This is a genomic window from Varibaculum cambriense DSM 15806 (genome assembly GCF_000420065.1).
Classification (GTDB): Bacteria; Actinomycetota; Actinomycetes; order Actinomycetales; family Actinomycetaceae; genus Varibaculum; species Varibaculum cambriense.
The window spans coordinates 222,407-240,371 of the sequence record NZ_ATUF01000002.1; the positions used below are offsets into that span (position 1 = coordinate 222,407).

Consider the following 17,965-nt stretch of genomic DNA (forward strand, 5'->3'; position numbering starts at 1 on the left):
AAATAGTTTCGCCGTCTAGTTTACTTCAGCAGCGCGTCAACGAAGTCTTCGGGTACGAAAGGCGCCAAATCATCTGGCCCTTCCCCGAGACCGACCAGCTTGACCGGAACAGATAGTTCGCGTTGTACGCTGACCACGATTCCGCCCCGAGCCGTCCCATCGAGCTTGGTGAGTACAATGCCGCTGATATCGACTACTTCGGAGAACACTTTTGCCTGTTGCATCCCGTTTTGCCCGGTGGTGGCATCTAGAACTAGCAGGGTCTCAGTCACCGGGGCGCTCTTTTCAATCACCCGTTTCACTTTGCCTAGCTCGTCCATCAAACCGGCTTTATTCTGCAGACGTCCTGCGGTATCTACCAGCACCACATCCAGGTCTTTATCTTTCGCATATTTCACGGCGTCGAAAGCTACCGAAGCCGGGTCGGCGCCCTCTTTATCGGAGCGTACCACTTCCACCCCAACCCGGTTTGCCCAGGTTTCTAGCTGGTCAGCGGCGGCTGCCCGGAAAGTATCGGCTGCTCCCAGCACTACCGACTTATTTTCTGCCACCAAAATCCGGGCAATCTTGCCGACGGTGGTAGTTTTCCCGGTGCCATTTACGCCTACGGCGAGGACGATCCCGGGCTTAGATCCATCGGCCTGCTCTAGGTGCAAGCTGCGATCTAGATCCGGGTTTACCAGCTCAATCAGTTTTGCGCGCAGAATCTCCCGGATTTTCTCCGGATCGGAGGTGCCCAACACTTTCGCCTGGGTGCGTAGTTCTTCCATCAATTCGTCGGTGGCAGCAATCCCTAAGTCTGCCAGCAGCAAAGTATCTTCTATTTCTTCCCAATCCTCGGCGCTCAGATCCCCGCGACCGAGCACCCCGAGCAGCATTTTGCCGAAGGAACCTGATTTAGCCAGGCGGGAACGCAGGCGCTGCATGCGCCCTTGGGCAGGTTCGGGGGTTTCGAGGGCACCTGGGGAACTTTCTTGCTCTGGGGCAGCCAGCGATAGTTCCTCTTCCCGAGCAGAAGCTTCACTCGGTTCCGCGGCTGGTGATTCCGACTCCATAGCTTTAGGCTCTGCAACCGCGTCCTCTTCAGCTACCGTGTCCGCGCTCTCTTCAGCGGCAACTTCAGCTTCTTTAACCTGGTCAGCTGCTTCAGTTTCCAGCTCTGCAGCTGCGGAACCTGCTTCCTTTTCACCAGTTTCACCGGCAGCGGCTTCCAGTTGTTTTGCTTTAGAGGCCTCTAGCTGCTTCTTAGCTTTCGCCGAGCGCGCCGCCAGCGCGCCGCCAGTTCCCACTAACGCCAGAACTAGAACTACAACCACAATCCCGAGGGGAGTAAAAAGAAAATCCATATCCCTATTGTCACCTATTGGCGCGTCTAGGTCATATTAGCCAGCTTATGAAAGCCCAAACTCGCTATTCAGGCAGGTAGATTGCTAGTTATTCTGCGTGCACTCGCTGCCAAGAAACTTTATCCACCTGGAAGGTCTCCTCTGGGGGCAAATCATTTTCGTCTCCGGGGGTCTCATTTTCAGGTGAGTCTGGAGTGAAGTTGCGCGCCCAGCGACGAATAGGTTTAGCCGGCTCGCAGGTTTCCGACTCAGAGTTTTCCGGCTCCGATTTTGCGCTCTCCAAAGCGTGATCATCTGCAGCTAGCTCTGTTTTCCTGCCAGCAGGCCGGGGCACTGTAGAAGCATTTTCGCTAGCCACTACCGGCAGATAACTGGTGGCGTCTTCGGGGTCTTTCTTAACCGGAACCTCTACATTTTTTGGGAAGCGACGCCGCCGCGCAGGAGCAAAGGTAGGAGGTAGTTGCCCGGTGGCAGCCTCCTCAGCTGCTGCCGGTAAATCCGCCGCTTTTTTTGCCCGGGAAGCTTCCTTTTCGGCGCGGCGGGAGCGAATCGCGCCTACTTCTTCTCCCCACATCTGCTCGGCAGCAGTGCGTAAATTCTCCACTTCTGCAAGTGGGTTAGCAGAATCGCCAGGGGAAGCCTCGGCTAACAAAGTATCTAAACGCACCCGTTCCCCGCCGTGTTCTCCACGGGAGCGATAGTCGTTTTCTTGCCAAGAGTCGGCGGACTCGCGGATCCATTCGCGAATCCCCCCACCGGGACGGCGGGTACGAACCATTACCGCTACCACCAGCACCCCTATCAACACAGTGATGCCAATGCCCACGAATAGCAAGATTAACGGTTCAGTCACGTTTCTATTATGCCTAGAGTTAAGGAAATTACCGATCTCGGATCTTGACCGATACCAAACTGTTACCAGATTTGGGTGTGATCTTAGCTATCTACCGGTTCCACTCGCTGGGAAATCACCCGAGAAACCCCATCACGCATAGTAACCCCGTAGAGCACATCCGCCACTTCCATCGTCCGTTTTTGGTGCGTAATTATGATCATTTGGCTAACTTCCCGCAGCTGTTTGAACAGCTCCAGCATCCGGGAAAGATTCAAATCGTCGAGGGCGGCTTCTACCTCATCCAAAATATAGAAGGGCGAAGGACGAGCCTTAAAAATCGCGATTAAAAAGGCCAGCGCCGCCAGGGAACGTTCCCCGCCGGAAAGCAGGGACAGACGCTGTACGTTTTTTCCGGCCGGCCGCGCGTTGACTTCTACTCCGGTAGTGAGCATATCGCTACTATCTGTTAGTTTTAGCGAACCGGTCCCCCCGGGGAACAGCCGGGCAAATACCTCCGTGAATTCTCGGGAAATATCGGTGAACGCCTGTTCAAAGGCTTCTCTTACCCGGTTATCTACTTCCCGCACCACTACTAGCAGATCAGCTTTGGAGGTACGCAGATCCTTTAGCTGTCCCATTAAGAACTCGAAGCGTTTTTCGAGGGCGCTATGCTCTTCCAATGCCAGCGGATTTACTTTCCCCAGCCGCGAGATCGCTCGATTAGCTTTTTCTAGCAGCGCACTCTGCTCTGCGCGATCGTAGGGACGCCAGTGTCCTTCTTCTGGCTCTATAGCACTTTCTTGACCGTTATTTTCCGTCTGCTCCTGGCCTTTGTCGGGGCTTGGCGTTTCCTCGCCCTCAGGTTCGTCTCTATCCGCTTCCTCTGCTTTGGAGGCAGTGGCGGCTGCTGCTTGCGCATTGGCTGCTTTGCGCGCCAAAAAATCAGGGTCGGGAGCCAACTGCTGCGGACCAAAACTCGCGATCAGCTCTTCCTCGGACAGGGCATACCGCTCTTGGGCTTGCTGGGTTAGCTGCTCCGCGCGCACTCTATATTCGGCAGCTGCCACCTCATCGCGGCGAGAAAGATCGTTTAACTCGGCTAACTCTTTATTTAACCGATCAATTTCTTTACGCAACTGTTGCGCTGTCTGCGAAGATGCCTCACGAGCAGCATCGGCGCTTTCCCGCCAAGTTTTTGCTACTTGCGCCACTTGTGCTCCCTGACGCGCAAACACCTCACACCAGGAGGCTACCTGCAACATTCTTTGAGCGTCTTGAGCATGTTTGATCTCCCGCTGTTTGCTGGCTGCCAAGCGCAACTGGAAACGCTCCAAAGATTTAACTTCTCCTTGGAAGCGGTCCCGCAAATTAGTGGTGATCTGGGTGACGGCCGCTAAAGCCAGATGGGTTTCCGCTTCTTTTTCCCGCGCCGCCAAATCCGTGGCGCGCGCCTTTTCTAAAGCCTGCTCGGCGGCCTGCAAAGGAGCTAAATCCTCACTGCCGGCGAACTCGCTGTAGGCTTTTTCGGCAGCGGTAACCTGCTGACTGCAGGAGTCCACATCTTTCTGTGCTTGCGCTACCTCGCTTGCTGCCCGTTGGGCTTCACTCTCGGCTCCTTGAACTGCCGCTTCGCGAAGTGCTCGTTTTTGGGCTTGCGCAGCCGCCTGTGCATCAGCCGCCCGCAGGGTTTTCAATGCCTGCGCGCTGGCTGCCGCCGCCTGCGAAAGCTCCTGGGTGTTCGTCTCTACCTGAGAGCGGGCTTTCTCGGTCTGCTCCTGGGCTTGCACCGCTCCCTGGCGCGCTAAACGGAGCTGGCGCTCCACCTGGATGCGGTTAACTCCGCCGCTGCCGGTACTTCCTAAATATTTACTGATAACGGTGCCATCTACTACCCCTACTCGCGCCTGGGGAATCTTTGCCACCAGGGTACGAGCAGCCGCTAAATCTGGCGCCAAATAACTCTTAGCCAGTAATGCTTTTAATACCGCATGCAGGGCGCGGGGCGCCTGGACTGCTGCCGTGGCTGGGAGCACGCCGTCTTTTTCGGTATTTTGCACTTCGCCAAGGGGGATTCGCTGTTCCTGCACCCCCTCGCTTAGTACCCAGCTAACAATCCCGGTGTTGTCTTTAACCGCTCCTAATCCCGCGTCTACCTGGGAAGCTTCTACCACCAGGGCGGCGCCGCTGGAACCCAGCAAGGCCGCAATCGCTTTTTCCCACCGATCAGAAACACTAATCAAAGAAGCCAGTTCCCCGTCTGGCTTAGCCGCCTGGGTGAAAGCATTTTGCGCTTGGTTAGAAGAGGCTGCCAAGACTTGGCGGAGACTAGTTTCGCTTTCAGCAGCCGCCACCGCTTTAGCTTCGCTTTCCCGCAGCTGGTCACGAGCTTTTTCTAGTTGGTTGCGTGCCTCATTCTCAACCTCTGACAGCTCTCGGTAGCGACTAGCCGCATCGGTTCCCGCTTCCACGGTCTCCTCTTGATGGGCCGCTTGTTCTGCCCGCGCCGCCGACAGTTTTTCCCGCGCCGCATCAGCCGAGCTTTCCGCTCTTTTAAGCCGCGAGCGCGCCGCCTCTAAACGTGCTTTTGCGGTTTCTAATTCTCGTTCAAGGCGGGCACTCTTTTGGGTTTTCTGCTGTACTTCCTCCCGTAACTCCTGGGCTTGACGCGTTAGTTCCCCAACCTTCCGGGTGCTTTCTTCCCGGGCAGCTTGCGCCGCATCGCACTGTTTGCGCCGTGCCAAAGCCTCCTCGTCCTTAGCTGCCAATTCGCTTTGCAGCCGCGCTAAATGCTTTTGTCGTTCTGCAACGCTAGGACCAGATGGCACCGGTTCCGGTTTCGACAGAGAAGCAGCTCGTTCTCCTGCCAGCGCCCCCAACGCCCGCAAACGCTCGGTGAGGGTGGTCAGTTGTTGCCAAAGATTAGCGGCTCTCCCCGCTAAATCACCTTGCTGCGCATCAGCGTTTAATTTTTCTAGTTTTTCACGCTGTTTAATCAGCTGCGTCGCTAATTCTTCGCGCCTAAGCGACAGAGTTTGTTCACTTTCCTGATAGCGGGCGAGCTGCAAGCGGAGCTGCTGCAGATCATCCGCCAGGATCCGACACCCAGCGTCACGCGCCTGCGCCTGTAAAACCGCCGCTCGACGCGCAGTTTTCGCTTGCCGCGCTAATGGCCCCAGTTGTTTTTGAATCTCTTGAGTCAGATCAGAAAGCCTAGAGAGCTTGTCTTCCAATCCCTCAAGTTTGCGCAATGCCCGCTCTTTACGCCGCTGGTGTTTTAGCACCCCCGCGGCCTCTTCAATCAAAGCCCGGCGCTGGGAGGGATCCGCTGAAAGTACCTGATCGAGTTTGCCCTGCCCGATAATCACATGCATATTGCGTCCCATACCGGTATCGGACAGCAGTTCTTGGATATCTAACAGCCGGCAGGGGGTACCGTTAATCGCATATTCGGAGCCGCCCTGGCGAAACAGAGTCCGGGAAATGGTAACTTCCGAATAATCAATCGGCAGTTCTCCATTGGTGTTATCAATGGTGAGCGCTACTTCGGCACGCCCGAGGGAAGCGCGGGAGCTGGTACCCGCAAAAATAACATCCGCCATGGATCCGCCGCGCAGATTCTTGGCGCCTTGTTCTCCCATCACCCAGGCAAGGGCATCAACAATATTGGATTTGCCGGAACCGTTGGGGCCGACTACGCAGATGATTCCCGGAGTGAACTGCAAAGTGGTGGCGCTGGCGAAAGATTTAAATCCGCGCAGCGTCAACGACTTTACATACATCTATTTACTCCCGTTATTCAGAGATTTCCGGGAACCAAATCTTAATTTCGCGAGCAGCTGAGGCGGTTGAATCCGCCGCGTGTACCAGGTTCTGGATATGCCCACTGTCATAGTCGCGTCCAAAATCTCCGCGAATGGTCCCGGGGGCGGCCTCTGTGGGGTTAGTGGATCCCACTAGGGAACGCACTCCTTCCACTACCCGGGTACCTTCGATAACGGCAGCCACAATCTTTCCGCTCTGCATAAAATCAACCATAGATTCAAAGAAGTGCTTACCCCGATGCTCTTCATAGTGATCCTGCAGCTCGTCATCGGTAGCTTCTGCTACCCGCAACGCCACGATTGCGTAACCTTTTTGCTCGATGCGCGCCAAAATTTTTCCGACCAATCCGCGATGATAGCCATCGGGTTTCACCAGCATCAAGGTGTATTCCTTATTCGGATCCAGTTTCAGTCCGCTCATTGCCGCAACCTTTCTTCTTTTCCCGTTCTTTTCCTCGGGATTTACTTTTCTAAGGATACCGGCAAAGGTCCGACTCCAATTCGTTTTATTAACTCCGCTGATTCGGCGGAGGACGCCAGGATATCCGTAGGAGGCGGAGGCACAATATTTTCCGAGGTAGTATTACTTTTTTCGACAGCGGCATCCTGGTGCGGTTCTGGGGTTTGCGCAGCAGCTGCCCGTAACTGCGTCACAGCTTCCGGTTCTGACATCTGGTCAGTAGCGATTTCCTCTGGCCAAGGCGCGTTAGAGTCACTAAGTTCTGCTTCTACCGCATCTAGTGCCCGGCGAGACTCCCCGCCCTCGGCAGCAATCCGTAGTTCCGCTCCCGGCTGCACTTTTAACCCCATCAGCGCCAATACGCTACCCGCATCGACATCATTAATGGTCACCTGAGCATCAAATCCGGTAGCGATCCTCGCTAGTCGCGCAGCCGGACGCGCCGAAAGCGGCTCGGTGCCGCCGTACACCACAGTTCGCGGAGCGAGCGGGTCTACAGCGGGAGCAGGGGGCAAGATATCGGCGGCGTCCTCTTCGGGGAAAAATTGGGCAGCCGCGCTAATCGAACGCAACACTTCTGTCAGGTCGGCACCTTGCGCAGCCGCCACTGCCCCCGCGGCAGTTCCTTCTATCAGGGGGCCGCGTCCCAGGCGCAGCGAGCGCTCTCCCAAGTCGGTGATTACCTGCTGGCAGGCCAGACGGGCGGCTCCAAAATCTGCCATCAAGACGATTGCGCCCTGCTCGGACATTTTTTCCATTACCGCCGATACCTGGGTAGTCACTATTTGCGAGGCGGTGCCCAAACCTTCATCATGGCACCCGCAGGGCTCGATAATAACTTCCGGAGCTAGCGTGGAGACCACTTCGCATACCCCGCGTGCCAGGGTCTGCGACTGCGAAACGATAATAAAGGCGGTTTGCGGACGCATGATTTTTCCTCCCAGGTACAGATGTCTCCTCTAGGTTATCGCGCGGTTGGTTGCGACTTAAACCCTATTAGATGGCATCCAGGTCTTTGGCGATTAGCTCCGCAATCGCCGCCACTGCCTGCGGATTTTCGCTTTCCACGGTGACCTCCGTGCCGCATTCGGCCCCTAAGGTCATGATTAGCATCATCGAAGTGGCAGCTACGGGCGCTCCCCCAGCGGTTGCCATAGTGATTTCTTCCGCGAACTCAGCGGCTTTATCGGCGATAATCGCGGCCGGGCGAACATGTAGTCCCACCGCGGATCCTACTTTCACTGTTTTAGAAGCCATTATTTATGTTTTCCTTGTTTATCTGCCGCTTAAGCTTATGCCTTGGCTGCTACCGGTTTTTTGCGATTCATCTTGGCGATGGTAACTGTCGCCGCCCCCACTGCTACTCCCGCTAGCAGGGCGATAAGTGCCCCAAAAATATTGGAGTAAGCAAATAGTACGAAGATTCCCCCATGGGGAGCACGACAGCCTACCCCTAGTGCCATAGCCAGGGCACCAGTTACTGCCCCGCCCGCCATCATGGAGGGGATTACCCGCAACGGGTCGGTAGCAGCAAAGGGGATCGCGCCCTCGGTAATAAAAGATAACCCCAATAACCAAGCGGCTTTACCGCTTTGTTGTTCTGCCGGCGAATATAGTTTCGGCCGCAAGGTAGCGGACAGTGCCATAGCTAAGGGCGGAACCATTCCGGCTAGCATAGCTGCCGCCATGAACTCATACGCCCCATCGGTAGCTTGCGACAATCCGGCGCTTGCTACCAGGTAGGCAGCCTTATTGACCGGCCCTCCCAGGTCGAAACACATCATTAGACCGATCGCGATCCCCAGCAGGATCGCAGAGGAGCCGGCCAAAGAGTTCAACAAATTTTGCAATCCGCTCATCAAAGCCGCCAGGGGGCGTCCCAGCAGCAAGAGCATTAACAAGCCCATGAGCAGGGTGGTAATTAACGGTATGATCACCACCGGCATCATCCCCGCTAACCAACGCGGAGATTTCAAAGTAAACAGCCAGTTGGCAATGATTCCGGCCAGGATTCCGGTGACTATCCCCCCAATAAAACCGGCTCCTACGATTGAGGAAATCGCCCCGCCAATAAAACCGGGAGCAATACCAGGCCGGCCGGCCAAGCCATACGAGATATATCCTGAAAGCGCCGGCACCAGCAGACTCATTCCAGTTTGCCCCAGAAAGACTAGCAGAGCTCCCAGGTACAGTGGCAGTCCGGAACGGTTGGTAAGAATTTTTCCTTCCCCGAAGGGGCCAGCATCTGGCAACTTCCACAGCGAGAAATTCAGAGAGATATCTTGTGCCGGGTCGGCTACATCGTAGCCTCCCAAGAGGAATCCTAAAGCGATTAAAAGACCGCCCGCGGCCACGAAGGGAATCATATAGGAAACTCCCGCCATTACTGCCTTTGGGATTAGGCCTCCCCAGCTGGAGATTTTGGCTTTTTTAGCCGGCTCAACAGCGGATGCGGAAGTCGCCTGCGGGGCTTTAGCTTTTGCTATCGCCTCCTGAATTAGTTTCTCGGGATCATTGATGGCCGCTTTTACTCCCACATCTACTAGGGGCAACTGGGCAAAACGCTCCGGATCCTGCACGCTAATATCGTGGGCGAAAATAGCTCCCGCCGCTCCGGCGATGAGGGCAGGATCTAATGGCTCCAGGTGTCCAGATCCTTGTGCCTCTACATGCACCGGGATTCCCAATTCTTTACCTTTATTCAGTAGGGCATCTGCCGCCATATAGGTGTGCGCAATCCCGGTGGGGCAAGAAGTCACCGCCACCAAATATTCATCCTGTTCATCGGCGGTTTTCTGGTCTTTCCTCTGCGGCTTTGCTGGTTTTAGGGGAGCGTGGGACGTGGGGGCAGCCTTCTCCGGCGTAACTCTAGGGGCAGCTTTCTGCTTTTCAACTGGGGCAAGTGTAGGTACCGGCGGTGCGGCCGGAGATACAGCCTCCCTAATGATTTGCGCTGCCTTTTCGGTAGAATCTACAGACCTTAAAGCAGCTAGGAAATTTTTATCCACCAGTTTTTGGGCCAGTTTTTTCAGCAGCTGTAAATGTTCTTGTCCTTGCCCTTCGGCAGCGGCAATCATAAAAATCAAATCGGCCGGGCCGTCTGGGGCTCCAAAAGTTATTGGCTCTTTTAAGCGCGCAAAAGCAAGAACGCTAGTATTCACCGCTTGGGAACGGCAGTGCGGAATCGCGATCCCACCGGGCATTCCGGTCGCAGATTTAGCTTCCCGCGCCAAGAGGTCGCTGACCAACTTATTTTCGTCAGCGCGACCGCTAGCAGCAATTTTAGCTGCCAGTGCTGTAATCACGCTGTCTTTATCGGCTCCCAAGGGCTCGTCTAAACTCGCCAATATCGGGATTATAAGCTTCTCCTCTGCCATGCTTCTCCTATTTTGTGGGGCAACTTTAAAAGCTTAGTTTGGTTATTTTAACTTGTTCGAGAGGGATATTTTCTGAGGTAGGCGACCGGGTTCCGTTTTCGCGCAGGCCTGCGCCCCAGGAATCGGTATCTTTGCCTTCCCACAGCCGTTTCATTCTCGACAAGTTTCTCCGGCGCTGCTGCTCGTTTGCGGTTATTCTATTTAACGTTTCCCCAACAGTTCAATAGTTTTGAGGGTTTGTAGGGTCTTTTAGGTTCTTTATCTGCTGTTCTCCCCGCTAAGGCGGGAGTTTCTGTGTTTATCTTGTTAAACGCATCGAGACGTGTAACACTGTGATCATTAAAAGGCCTCGGTGAGGAGAAAAGTTGTCCGCAACAGAAACAATTTATGGAACTCCGGTAGTAAATGGCCTAGCTTACGGACCGGCCGCCTGGGTGAGCCGTTTTGAGATCCCCGAACTATCTGCCGCTAAAATCCCGTTGTCTAAGCGTAAGGCTGAGGTCGAGCGCTACCTGCAAGCTGCCCAAACGGTATCCGAACGTCTGCTGACTCGCGCCAAAGACACTATCGGCACCGCCTCGGATATTTTAGCTGCGCAAGCTGAACTCTCTCGCGACCCCGGATTCAAGAAAATGGTGGTGCAGGCGATAAATAAAGGCACCCCGGCTGCCAGCGCCGTAATGACCACCACCGACACATTTTGCAGGATGTTCGAGCAGGCCGGCCGGTTGATGGCAGAGCGCACCATCGATCTAAACGATCTGTGCTTGCGGGTGGTAGCCGAACTACTAGGGGAAGCAGAACCGGGACTACCGCACCTAAGCGAGCCCGCAGTGCTTTTCGCCGACGACCTTGCCCCCGCCGATACCGCCGGCCTTAATCCGGAAGAAATCTTGGCTTTGGTTACTGAACAGGGCGGCCCCACCTCGCACACTGCGATTATCGCTCGCCAACTGGGGATCCCCTGTATCGTGGCGGTGCGTAAACTCCACCAGATTTCGCAGGGGGAACCGGTATTTGTAGATGCCTCCCTCGGCTCAATTACTATCGGCGCCGCCCCCGATGAGGCGCGTGCCAAAGTTACAGCTGACCTGAGAGCACGCGCAGCTATCCGCAATTGGCAAGGCCCGGCACGCCTCGCCAGCGGAGAAGCGGTAGAACTGCTCGCCAATGTGCAAGATGGCCAAGGCGCAAGGAAAGCGGCTGCCGGATATGCGCAGGGCGTGGGGCTTTTCCGCACCGAGCTTTGTTTCTTAGATTCCATGAAAGAACCTACTTGCGCGGAGCAGGCAGAAAATTATTCGCGAGTGTTCGCCGCTTTCCCCGATAAAAAAGTGGTTACTCGCACCTTGGATGCCGGCTCGGATAAACCGATTTCTTGGGCCACTTTAGAGGAAGAACCTAACCCTGCCCTCGGGGTGCGGGGGCTGCGCACTACCGGGATTGACGAAGATCTATTCACCCGGCAGTTAGATGCCATTGCACAAGCCTCCCAGGGACATCAGGGAAAAAACTGGGTGATGGTACCGATGGTGTCTACCTTGTCCGAGGCCAAGTGGGTAGCGAAGTTGATTCGCGGACGGGGACTTACTGCCGGAATTATGGTGGAAGTTCCGGCAGTCGCGATTATGATTGACCAGTTCTTAGCGGAGGTTGATTTCGTTTCTATCGGCACTAATGACCTCGCCCAATATGTGATGGCTGCCGATCGGATGAACGCTAATCTGGCAACCTATACGGATCCGTGGCAACCGGCGGTTTTAACTTTGATTTCCCGGGTAGCCGGAGCAGGAGTGCATCTAGGTAAGCCGGTAGGGGTATGTGGGGAGGCAGCGGCTGACCCTATTTTGGCGTGCGTACTCATCGGTATGGGGGTCACTTCCCTATCGATGGCGGCCTCAGCTATTCCCGGGGTGGGTGCCCAACTGGGAAAAGTTACCGCAGAACAGTGTGAAAATGCTGCTCACGCCATTTTAGAAGCGGTCGATAGCGGAGATGCTCGGAACAAAGCCCGCAGTGCCCTCGGGATTGGGTACTAAATTAGTATCCGGCGGGAGCAGTGCCAATCGAGAGGTATTGTCCCTCCCCTAAATCGACAATATCGCCGGCTTGTAGCTGCACCGGCTGCGCCGGATCTATCGGGTAGATTTGTCCCCCGCGACGCAAACGCGTGCCATTTACCGATTCCAAATCTTTCAGGGAGGGGTTTCCGCCCTCGTCGATATACAGCAAACAGTGAGTGCGGGAAATCTGTTTAGCCGGGCTGGGAACGCTCATAGTTTGGGCTTGTGGATAGGAAGAAGTGGCAGCATCGGGGCGGCGGCCCACCACAATCGCGTCCTCTAAAATCATGGACTGCCCCTGCCCGGAGGTAACCGTATAGCGGGGAGCTGGCTGACACTCGGGCACTGCCCCGTATTGTCCCTGCCCATAGCCGGCTTGACCATAGGGTTGCTGATATTGCGGCTGTTCGTAGACGGGTTGCTGATAGCCGGGTTGGTTATATGCGCCCTCTTGATAACCAGGAACGCCCTGGGGAGAATAGCCCGGATATTGGGGTACCGCAGGCTGCTCGCCGTAGGGATTAGGGTAGGCAGCATTCGCCTGCTGACCATAGGGATCGGGGTTGCCATGCGCCGGTACACCGGATTCCGCCTGGGGGGATCCATAAATCCCGCTGGGCGGTACATAACCTGCATTCGCTGCACCCGACTGGTTCGGGTAGTACTGGTAGGGATCGTTATCCATTGATTTGCCTCCATTACCAACCGGCAATTTTGCGCTGTGCTATTGGCACCAGTCTACCCCAGGCGAGGTTTTCCCATCTAAGCTAAGCGCAAAAACTTTTACGCACCATTTACCTCCCTGAGGCTGGAGAGTTATTTTCGGTTCCGTAACCGTATGAGTACCTGCATCCTTACCATCTTGGATCACCTGCACCTGGTAGGACGCCGGGGAATCCCCACCGCCCGCTTTCCAGGTAAGCACAATTTGGCCATCCGCGGTGGATTTTCCTTCCAGGGCAGTAACCGGGGAAATTTCAGCAATAATTCCGTCATCCGCCGAGGCAGTAATCAGGGGCTCGCTGGAGCTCGGCGCAGTTTTAACCGCGCTGGTACCCGCGTTGAAATAGTAAGAGACCCCGGCAGCAGTCCCGGCTATCAACACCAGCGCACCAATAATGGCTAGGAGAATCCGCCGCCATCCCAGCCGAGATGTGGGTAGTAGGGAACGCGAAAGTGCCGCGCTAGAGTAACTCCCCACGATTAAGGGACTATCTGCCCGCCCACCTTCTTTATCCGGCATGGAGCCTTGGGAACCGGAGGCGTCCTTAAGGCGGGTAACATCCGGATCGGTAACCACCTGCGCCAAAGTCGGATTATCGCTTGCGATATCCATGCTGGTCAACGGAAGAGAGAGTCGGCGCTGCACTTCCTGTAGCGTGGCCCCAAATTGCGCGGCACTTTCGGGGCGCTCCGCCGGATCATGCTGCAATGCCCAGGCCAAAATCTCACGCAAAGGGGAGATCAATTGGGGCGCATCCAGGCGGGGATCTGAATGTAAAACCCGCTGAGTCAACGCAGATACCGAGTTATCACCGCCCGGAATCTCGAAGGGACTATCCCCGGTAACTAGCGAATGCATAGTTGCCGCCAGGGAATAAATATCACTGGTGGCTTCGGCCAAAGAGTTTTCGTCGTGCTGTTCGGGAGGCGCCCATGGCACCGATAACCCTAAAACATCGCGATGAGCCAGGGGCTTACCCAATGGCAAAGCTAAACCAAAATCCGATAAAACCGGGGTGGAGAATTCCGAAAACAGCACGTTTGCCGGTTTCACGTCCCGGTGGGCGAGCCCGGCTCGATGCACCGTTTCTAAGGCTCCTGCCAAGCGAATAATGGTATCTAAGGATTCTGCAAGTGAAAGCGGCTGGCGGCGGACGCGCTGCGACAAATTCGCCACCGGACAGTACTGCAATACCAAATAGGGACGCCCATCCGGGAGTTTTCCGGTTTGGAATAAAGACAGGATTGCCGGGTGAGCACAGGTAGCAGCTAGCGCGTCGGCCTCGGTAGTGAAAACTTGGCGCCCTTCCCTACTGCCTAGTTCTCGCAGTACTTTGACTGCTACTTTGCGGGCGGGACGTTTTTGTTTATAGAGATAAACATCAGCAAATCCGCCTCTACCTAACAGCGATTGCACGCTAAATCCCGGGATTTTAGGGGGTGTTTGGCTCATGATCATCCCCTTTCCGTAACCGCGTTTCATCCGTATTTTGGGGCGAGGGCGCCCGGCGGGTATAGTCTAGCGACTCCGGGGGTAAAACTGGAGGCTCCGGAGGCCTCGGGGGAGCCGGTGGTTGCGCAGTAGCAGCTGGATTTGCCCCGCGTTTCGGTTCCTTAGCTACCGCAGTTGCTTCGTCTACCGGCGACCGGGAAGGCTGCGGCAGTCCTACTTGTCCTAGGCGGGTGGCTTCCGAAAATGCTACTCCTCCCGCCGGGCCCGGGGTAGTTTCTTCGCTACTGCCGGGCGCCAAGGGAGTACGCAACTGCTGATATTCCTGTTCAGTAAGTCCCAAAGCTAGGCTCGGTAGCGACATTTCTTTACGGGGAGTTAAGACTTTCCCCACCCCGGGAATTTTCTCTAGCTTTTTAGCAAAACTACTGCGAATAAACCGGTTACAAAGCGAGGACGGCCGAATCGCTGCCACCAGTGCTTTAGCTTTCCCAGCTGCCACTTTCCAGCTGTCAGTCAGCTGTTTAACTAGCTGCCAAGCCCAATCGGAATCAATCTCGCTATCGCTGCTGGGACTGTAATCCAAGTAATCAGCGATCCCTGCCAGTTCGCGCGCTCCTGCCTGCGGTTTCGCCTGGCTGATAGCCCCCAAATAACTATCGATTATCCAGGCGGCCTCTTGCCGAGTAGCCCCCGCCGGGAGCCGGATTCCGCGATCCCGGAAACGGTCAACTATTTCTTCCCAAGCTCCCTTGAGACGATCCTGGGGTTCTTTAGCGCGCTGCCTCCTCCGGGAGCGATACCACTTAGCTAAGAGCGTTAACAAGATGGGAGAAAGCAATAGCAGCAGCCAACCACCATATTTGGCGACTTGCGCCAGCGCTGCCAGAATTTGCATTCCCGTGGAATGATTATCGGCATGGGCTTGTTTTTCCACATGCGGTAACACCGGTGGAGTAGCCGGTGGCGGCGGGGGCTGCAGTACCTGGGGTTTGGGAACCGATTTGGGTTGTGGCTGATCGGTGCGAGGTACGCGATCGCGCGGGGGCGTGGGGTCGAAGGGGATCCACCCGACCTCTTTAAATTTCACTTCTACCCAGGCGTGAACGTTATCCCCTTTAAGTTTCAGGTTCCCACCTGCTTTTTTATCGCCCGGATAGGCACCGAGCACCACTCGCGCTGGAGCCCCGAACGCTCTGACCATTAGCGCCATCGCTACCGCGTATTGTTCATCGTCTCCGATTAGTTCTTTCCCTTGGAAAAACTGGCTCATCCGGGCGGCGCGATGCCCGGGTCGAGAAAGTCCATCGGAGCCATCGGAGAAGAAACCTTGCCCCGATAGATAGGACTCCACATTGCGCACCTTTTGCAAGGGGCCGGTCGCCCGCGCAGTTAACTGGTTGTTGAGCTCGGCAATTTCTACCGGCACCGCTTCATCTTTACCTTGCGGTATGGGATCGAACTCTAGGCCAGAGATCCGAGAATCGCTAGGAATACGTTCCTTGGCAAAACCTATCTGATAGGACAGATCTGCAGGGTTAGCGGTAAAAGCCGAGCGTAGGGAGGCCGAATAATAGACTACCGGCTGGGGTTGGGTTGTAAATTTTAGAGATTGCGCATCACCTAGCAACGGAACCCAAGGTTGATCATAGTTGACCAGCTTAACTTGGGCTTTACTGTCAGCGGACACCCCTTTATCTAGAATCGAATCCACCTGCACGAACTGCGCATTTAACTGGGGATCGATTTTGAAAACGGTACCGTCATAGGCATTCATAGTGGCAAAACGCATCCGAGTACCCGCCGGATAGTTTTTTACTTCCGCAATAGTTTTGTCTTTCCAGTCGCGGGAAAGGTGCCTAAAAGAGGCTAGCGGCGAAATAAAATCTTCCAGTTCCACCGGCGGAAGCACATGCGTGCGCAGCACTTCCCGGTTGTCTCGCCCGGTAATCCCCGCCAAAGATGCCGAGGCCAGACAAATAATTAGGGTAACCGCCACCATCGCCAGCGGGCGGATAAAACGGTTTTTCTTCCTTGCTCCCGCTAGGTTAACTGCACGGGTTCGTGCCTTGGCCGCGGCCTCGCTGACCAGTCCGCACCACAGCAACGCGAGGAAGAAATAGGCACCTCCTGCCCAGCGCGCTGCCGGGACTAGCTGAGATCCCCAGGCAATCGCTACCACCAGACTAATAGTGGCGGGGACTAGCGCCACCCAAGGCCGGCGGGAAGCCGCGGCTAATCCTGCTAGTAGCGCGGTAATTAGGCAGGTGAGGAAGGGTAGCACCGCTGCTCCCCCGGCTGCACTCAGCGGCAAGGGTGCCGTGAGAGTATCTCGCCAGCAGGTCACCGCGGAAGTCACTAGCAGTTGCAAACCGGATAGAGTGGGGTAAAACTTTCGCCCCAAGGGATCAGTGGCCGCCAGAGTGGGGCCAAAGAGCAAATACACCCCTAGTAACAAGGTTAAAATGGAGACTACTCCCAGGTGCCAGCGGCGGCTAACCAGGGCTACTAGGCAGCCTAAAAGCGCTCCGCTGCTGGCCGCTATTGCCCCGGTGAAACCTACAAATGGCAAAGAAAACAGGTAACAGGGAACGACTAGGAGCAGCAGGGAGCTCAGGCTCACAATCTCGGATCTTTTCACGCTAGACTCCCCCCGCTTAATGCCGGCGGTAGCTGCGAGAGCTCCCCAATATTTAGCAGCCTACGAGAGGAGGCTCCTCGGCGGGTTAAGGTAGCGCCGGCATCAGCGCGAATACCGGTAGTAGCCATATCGGCAGCCGGTAACAAACAGATTTGTTGCAGTCGGCGCATATTTACTCCCGGCCCGCAGATTAGGGAACACACCGAAGCCTGCGCTTCATGAGCTAGCGCCCAGCGCACCAGGTGGCGATAGTCTGGGGCGCCCTCTGCGGGCTGCACTTCGGTTAGAAAATCTAGAACTGCCCGGGCAGTGGCCGCTTTCAATACGGTTTTCCCCGCATAAAGCGTCAGGGGCTGCCCACTGGACAGGGAGGATACTGCCAGGGAGGCCGCTGCCTCTACCGCTAATTCGAAGTCTGCTTCCCGGTAGTTTTCTCGTTTCAAATCCAACACAATCAAATGGTGGGAGCGGCGGGTCTCGAGGTATTGCCGCATCATTAACTGACCGGTATGGGCAGACATTTTCCAGTGAATATGCCGGCGATCATCCCCACTTTCATAGGGACGCAAGGCATGAAACGCCGCATCTGAACTGGTTATGACCTGCGAGGTCGCTCCCTCCATATCTCGGGAATAGCCACTTAAAGCCCCCAGGGCGGAAGTGAAGTTGGGATACACATATACGTCTTGCGATTCCGGCCAAGACCGCACCCGGCGGATTAATCCCAAAATATCTTCCCGCACCGTGCGGGGCGGCCCCACCACAATCTTTTCTCGCCGTCTGGTTTGCAATTGAAATTCCCGAGTGAAACTCTTGCCGGAACGCAAAGTAGGTACCGCAATATCGGCTTGTTCGGTTCCCAGCGGCAGCTCTATTTTCAGCGCCCGCACCGCGCGGCGCCCATTGTTGGTCGCCACCGCGCGTCCTATTAGCTCTTGCCCTTTGCGGAGCCGATCTTGCGCTACCGTTACCCGCAGCGCCAGCTCACCTCCGCCCCAGGTTTGCGCTACCGCCGCCAGCAGCGCCAAGAGCGCGGCAAACATAATGGCCGCAGCTTCCGCCCAATCCCATGCCAGGTAGGCACCCAGGCTAGCCAATCCCCCCAACAGGACTAACCGCCCCAAACCGGTGAGCGGAATTTTGCGCAGAGCAGTAAGGTAGGTACTCGAGCGCGCCTGTTTCCAGGCTTTATTTCCGCTTTTTAGCGCGGTTTTTAGCGCAGTAGTGGTGGTTTCGGAAAGTTTCATTA

Annotated in this window: 12 protein-coding genes; 1 reads left to right on the forward strand and 11 read right to left on the reverse strand. The window is 55.7% G+C overall.

Annotated elements, in window-relative coordinates; all coding sequences use genetic code 11:
• Positions 1-20: 20 nt before the first annotated feature.
• From ftsY to F605_RS0101160, 7 genes are all read right to left on the reverse strand, one after another.
• Positions 21-1,346, reverse strand: coding sequence for a signal recognition particle-docking protein FtsY (gene ftsY, locus F605_RS09160; protein WP_022864079.1), 1,326 nt, complete (start codon positions 1,344-1,346; stop codon positions 21-23).
• A gap of 88 nt (positions 1,347-1,434) precedes the next feature.
• Positions 1,435-2,199, reverse strand: coding sequence for a hypothetical protein (locus F605_RS0101135; protein WP_022864080.1), 765 nt, complete (start codon positions 2,197-2,199; stop codon positions 1,435-1,437).
• 83 nt (positions 2,200-2,282) lie between these two features.
• Positions 2,283-5,960 (reverse strand): chromosome segregation protein SMC, encoded by a 3,678-nt coding sequence (gene smc, locus F605_RS0101140; RefSeq protein WP_022864081.1) that lies wholly within the window; start codon positions 5,958-5,960, stop codon positions 2,283-2,285.
• Between the two features lie 13 nt (positions 5,961-5,973).
• Complete coding sequence (gene ndk, locus F605_RS0101145; RefSeq protein ID WP_022864082.1) at positions 5,974-6,423, reverse strand: nucleoside-diphosphate kinase; 450 nt, start codon at positions 6,421-6,423, stop codon at positions 5,974-5,976.
• A gap of 41 nt (positions 6,424-6,464) precedes the next feature.
• Positions 6,465-7,391, reverse strand: a complete 927-nt coding sequence (locus tag F605_RS0101150; RefSeq protein ID WP_022864083.1) for an HPr family phosphocarrier protein — start codon at positions 7,389-7,391, stop codon at positions 6,465-6,467.
• A gap of 67 nt (positions 7,392-7,458) precedes the next feature.
• Positions 7,459-7,719, reverse strand: coding sequence for an HPr family phosphocarrier protein (locus F605_RS0101155; protein WP_022864084.1), 261 nt, complete (start codon positions 7,717-7,719; stop codon positions 7,459-7,461).
• Between the two features lie 35 nt (positions 7,720-7,754).
• Entirely contained in the window at positions 7,755-9,839 is a 2,085-nt protein-coding gene (locus F605_RS0101160; protein WP_022864085.1) for a PTS fructose transporter subunit IIABC, read from the reverse strand.
• A 365-nt stretch (positions 9,840-10,204) separates the two neighbouring features.
• Here F605_RS0101160 and ptsP point away from each other — a divergent pair, with 365 nt between their 5' ends.
• The gene (gene ptsP / locus F605_RS0101170) at positions 10,205-11,878 is read left to right on the forward strand and encodes a phosphoenolpyruvate--protein phosphotransferase (RefSeq protein WP_022864087.1); all 1,674 of its coding nucleotides are present in this window, start codon (positions 10,205-10,207) and stop codon (positions 11,876-11,878) included.
• Position 11,879: 1 nt separating this feature from the next.
• Here the strand turns inward: ptsP and F605_RS0101175 are convergent, their stop codons facing one another.
• Genes F605_RS0101175 through F605_RS0101190 form a run of 4 tightly spaced genes read right to left on the reverse strand, consistent with a single transcriptional unit; the run spans position 11,880 to position 17,963 of the window.
• Positions 11,880-12,587: an FHA domain-containing protein gene (locus F605_RS0101175; protein ID WP_022864088.1), complete on the reverse strand. Its 708-nt coding sequence runs from the start codon at positions 12,585-12,587 to the stop codon at positions 11,880-11,882.
• A 39-nt stretch (positions 12,588-12,626) separates the two neighbouring features.
• Positions 12,627-14,078 (reverse strand): serine/threonine-protein kinase, encoded by a 1,452-nt coding sequence (locus F605_RS0101180; RefSeq protein WP_022864089.1) that lies wholly within the window; start codon positions 14,076-14,078, stop codon positions 12,627-12,629.
• Positions 14,059-16,716: a transglutaminase TgpA family protein gene (locus tag F605_RS0101185; RefSeq protein WP_022864090.1), complete on the reverse strand. Its 2,658-nt coding sequence runs from the start codon at positions 16,714-16,716 to the stop codon at positions 14,059-14,061. The genes F605_RS0101180 and F605_RS0101185 overlap by 20 nt, the downstream gene beginning before the upstream one ends.
• Positions 16,713-17,963, reverse strand: coding sequence for a DUF58 domain-containing protein (locus F605_RS0101190; protein WP_022864091.1), 1,251 nt, complete (start codon positions 17,961-17,963; stop codon positions 16,713-16,715). Before F605_RS0101190 ends, F605_RS0101185 begins: the two co-directional genes overlap by 4 nt.
• Between the last annotated feature and the right edge of the window lie 2 nt (positions 17,964-17,965).

What these genes read in the sequence shown, in the direction of transcription:
- F605_RS0101150 (WP_022864083.1), bottom strand. Translation starts at nt 7,391, where the DNA reads ATGCGTCCGCAAACCGCCTTTATTATCGTTTCGCAGTCGCAGACCCTG.
- F605_RS0101175 (WP_022864088.1), bottom strand. Translation starts at nt 12,587, where the DNA reads ATGGATAACGATCCCTACCAGTACTACCCGAACCAGTCGGGTGCAGCG.
- ftsY (WP_022864079.1), bottom strand. Translation starts at nt 1,346, where the DNA reads ATGGATTTTCTTTTTACTCCCCTCGGGATTGTGGTTGTAGTTCTAGTT.
- F605_RS0101160 (WP_022864085.1), bottom strand. Translation starts at nt 9,839, where the DNA reads ATGGCAGAGGAGAAGCTTATAATCCCGATATTGGCGAGTTTAGACGAG.
- F605_RS0101155 (WP_022864084.1), bottom strand. Translation starts at nt 7,719, where the DNA reads ATGGCTTCTAAAACAGTGAAAGTAGGATCCGCGGTGGGACTACATGTT.
- F605_RS0101190 (WP_022864091.1), bottom strand. Translation starts at nt 17,963, where the DNA reads ATGAAACTTTCCGAAACCACCACTACTGCGCTAAAAACCGCGCTAAAA.
- ndk (WP_022864082.1), bottom strand. Translation starts at nt 6,423, where the DNA reads ATGAGCGGACTGAAACTGGATCCGAATAAGGAATACACCTTGATGCTG.
- F605_RS0101180 (WP_022864089.1), bottom strand. Translation starts at nt 14,078, where the DNA reads ATGAGCCAAACACCCCCTAAAATCCCGGGATTTAGCGTGCAATCGCTG.
- smc (WP_022864081.1), bottom strand. Translation starts at nt 5,960, where the DNA reads ATGTATGTAAAGTCGTTGACGCTGCGCGGATTTAAATCTTTCGCCAGC.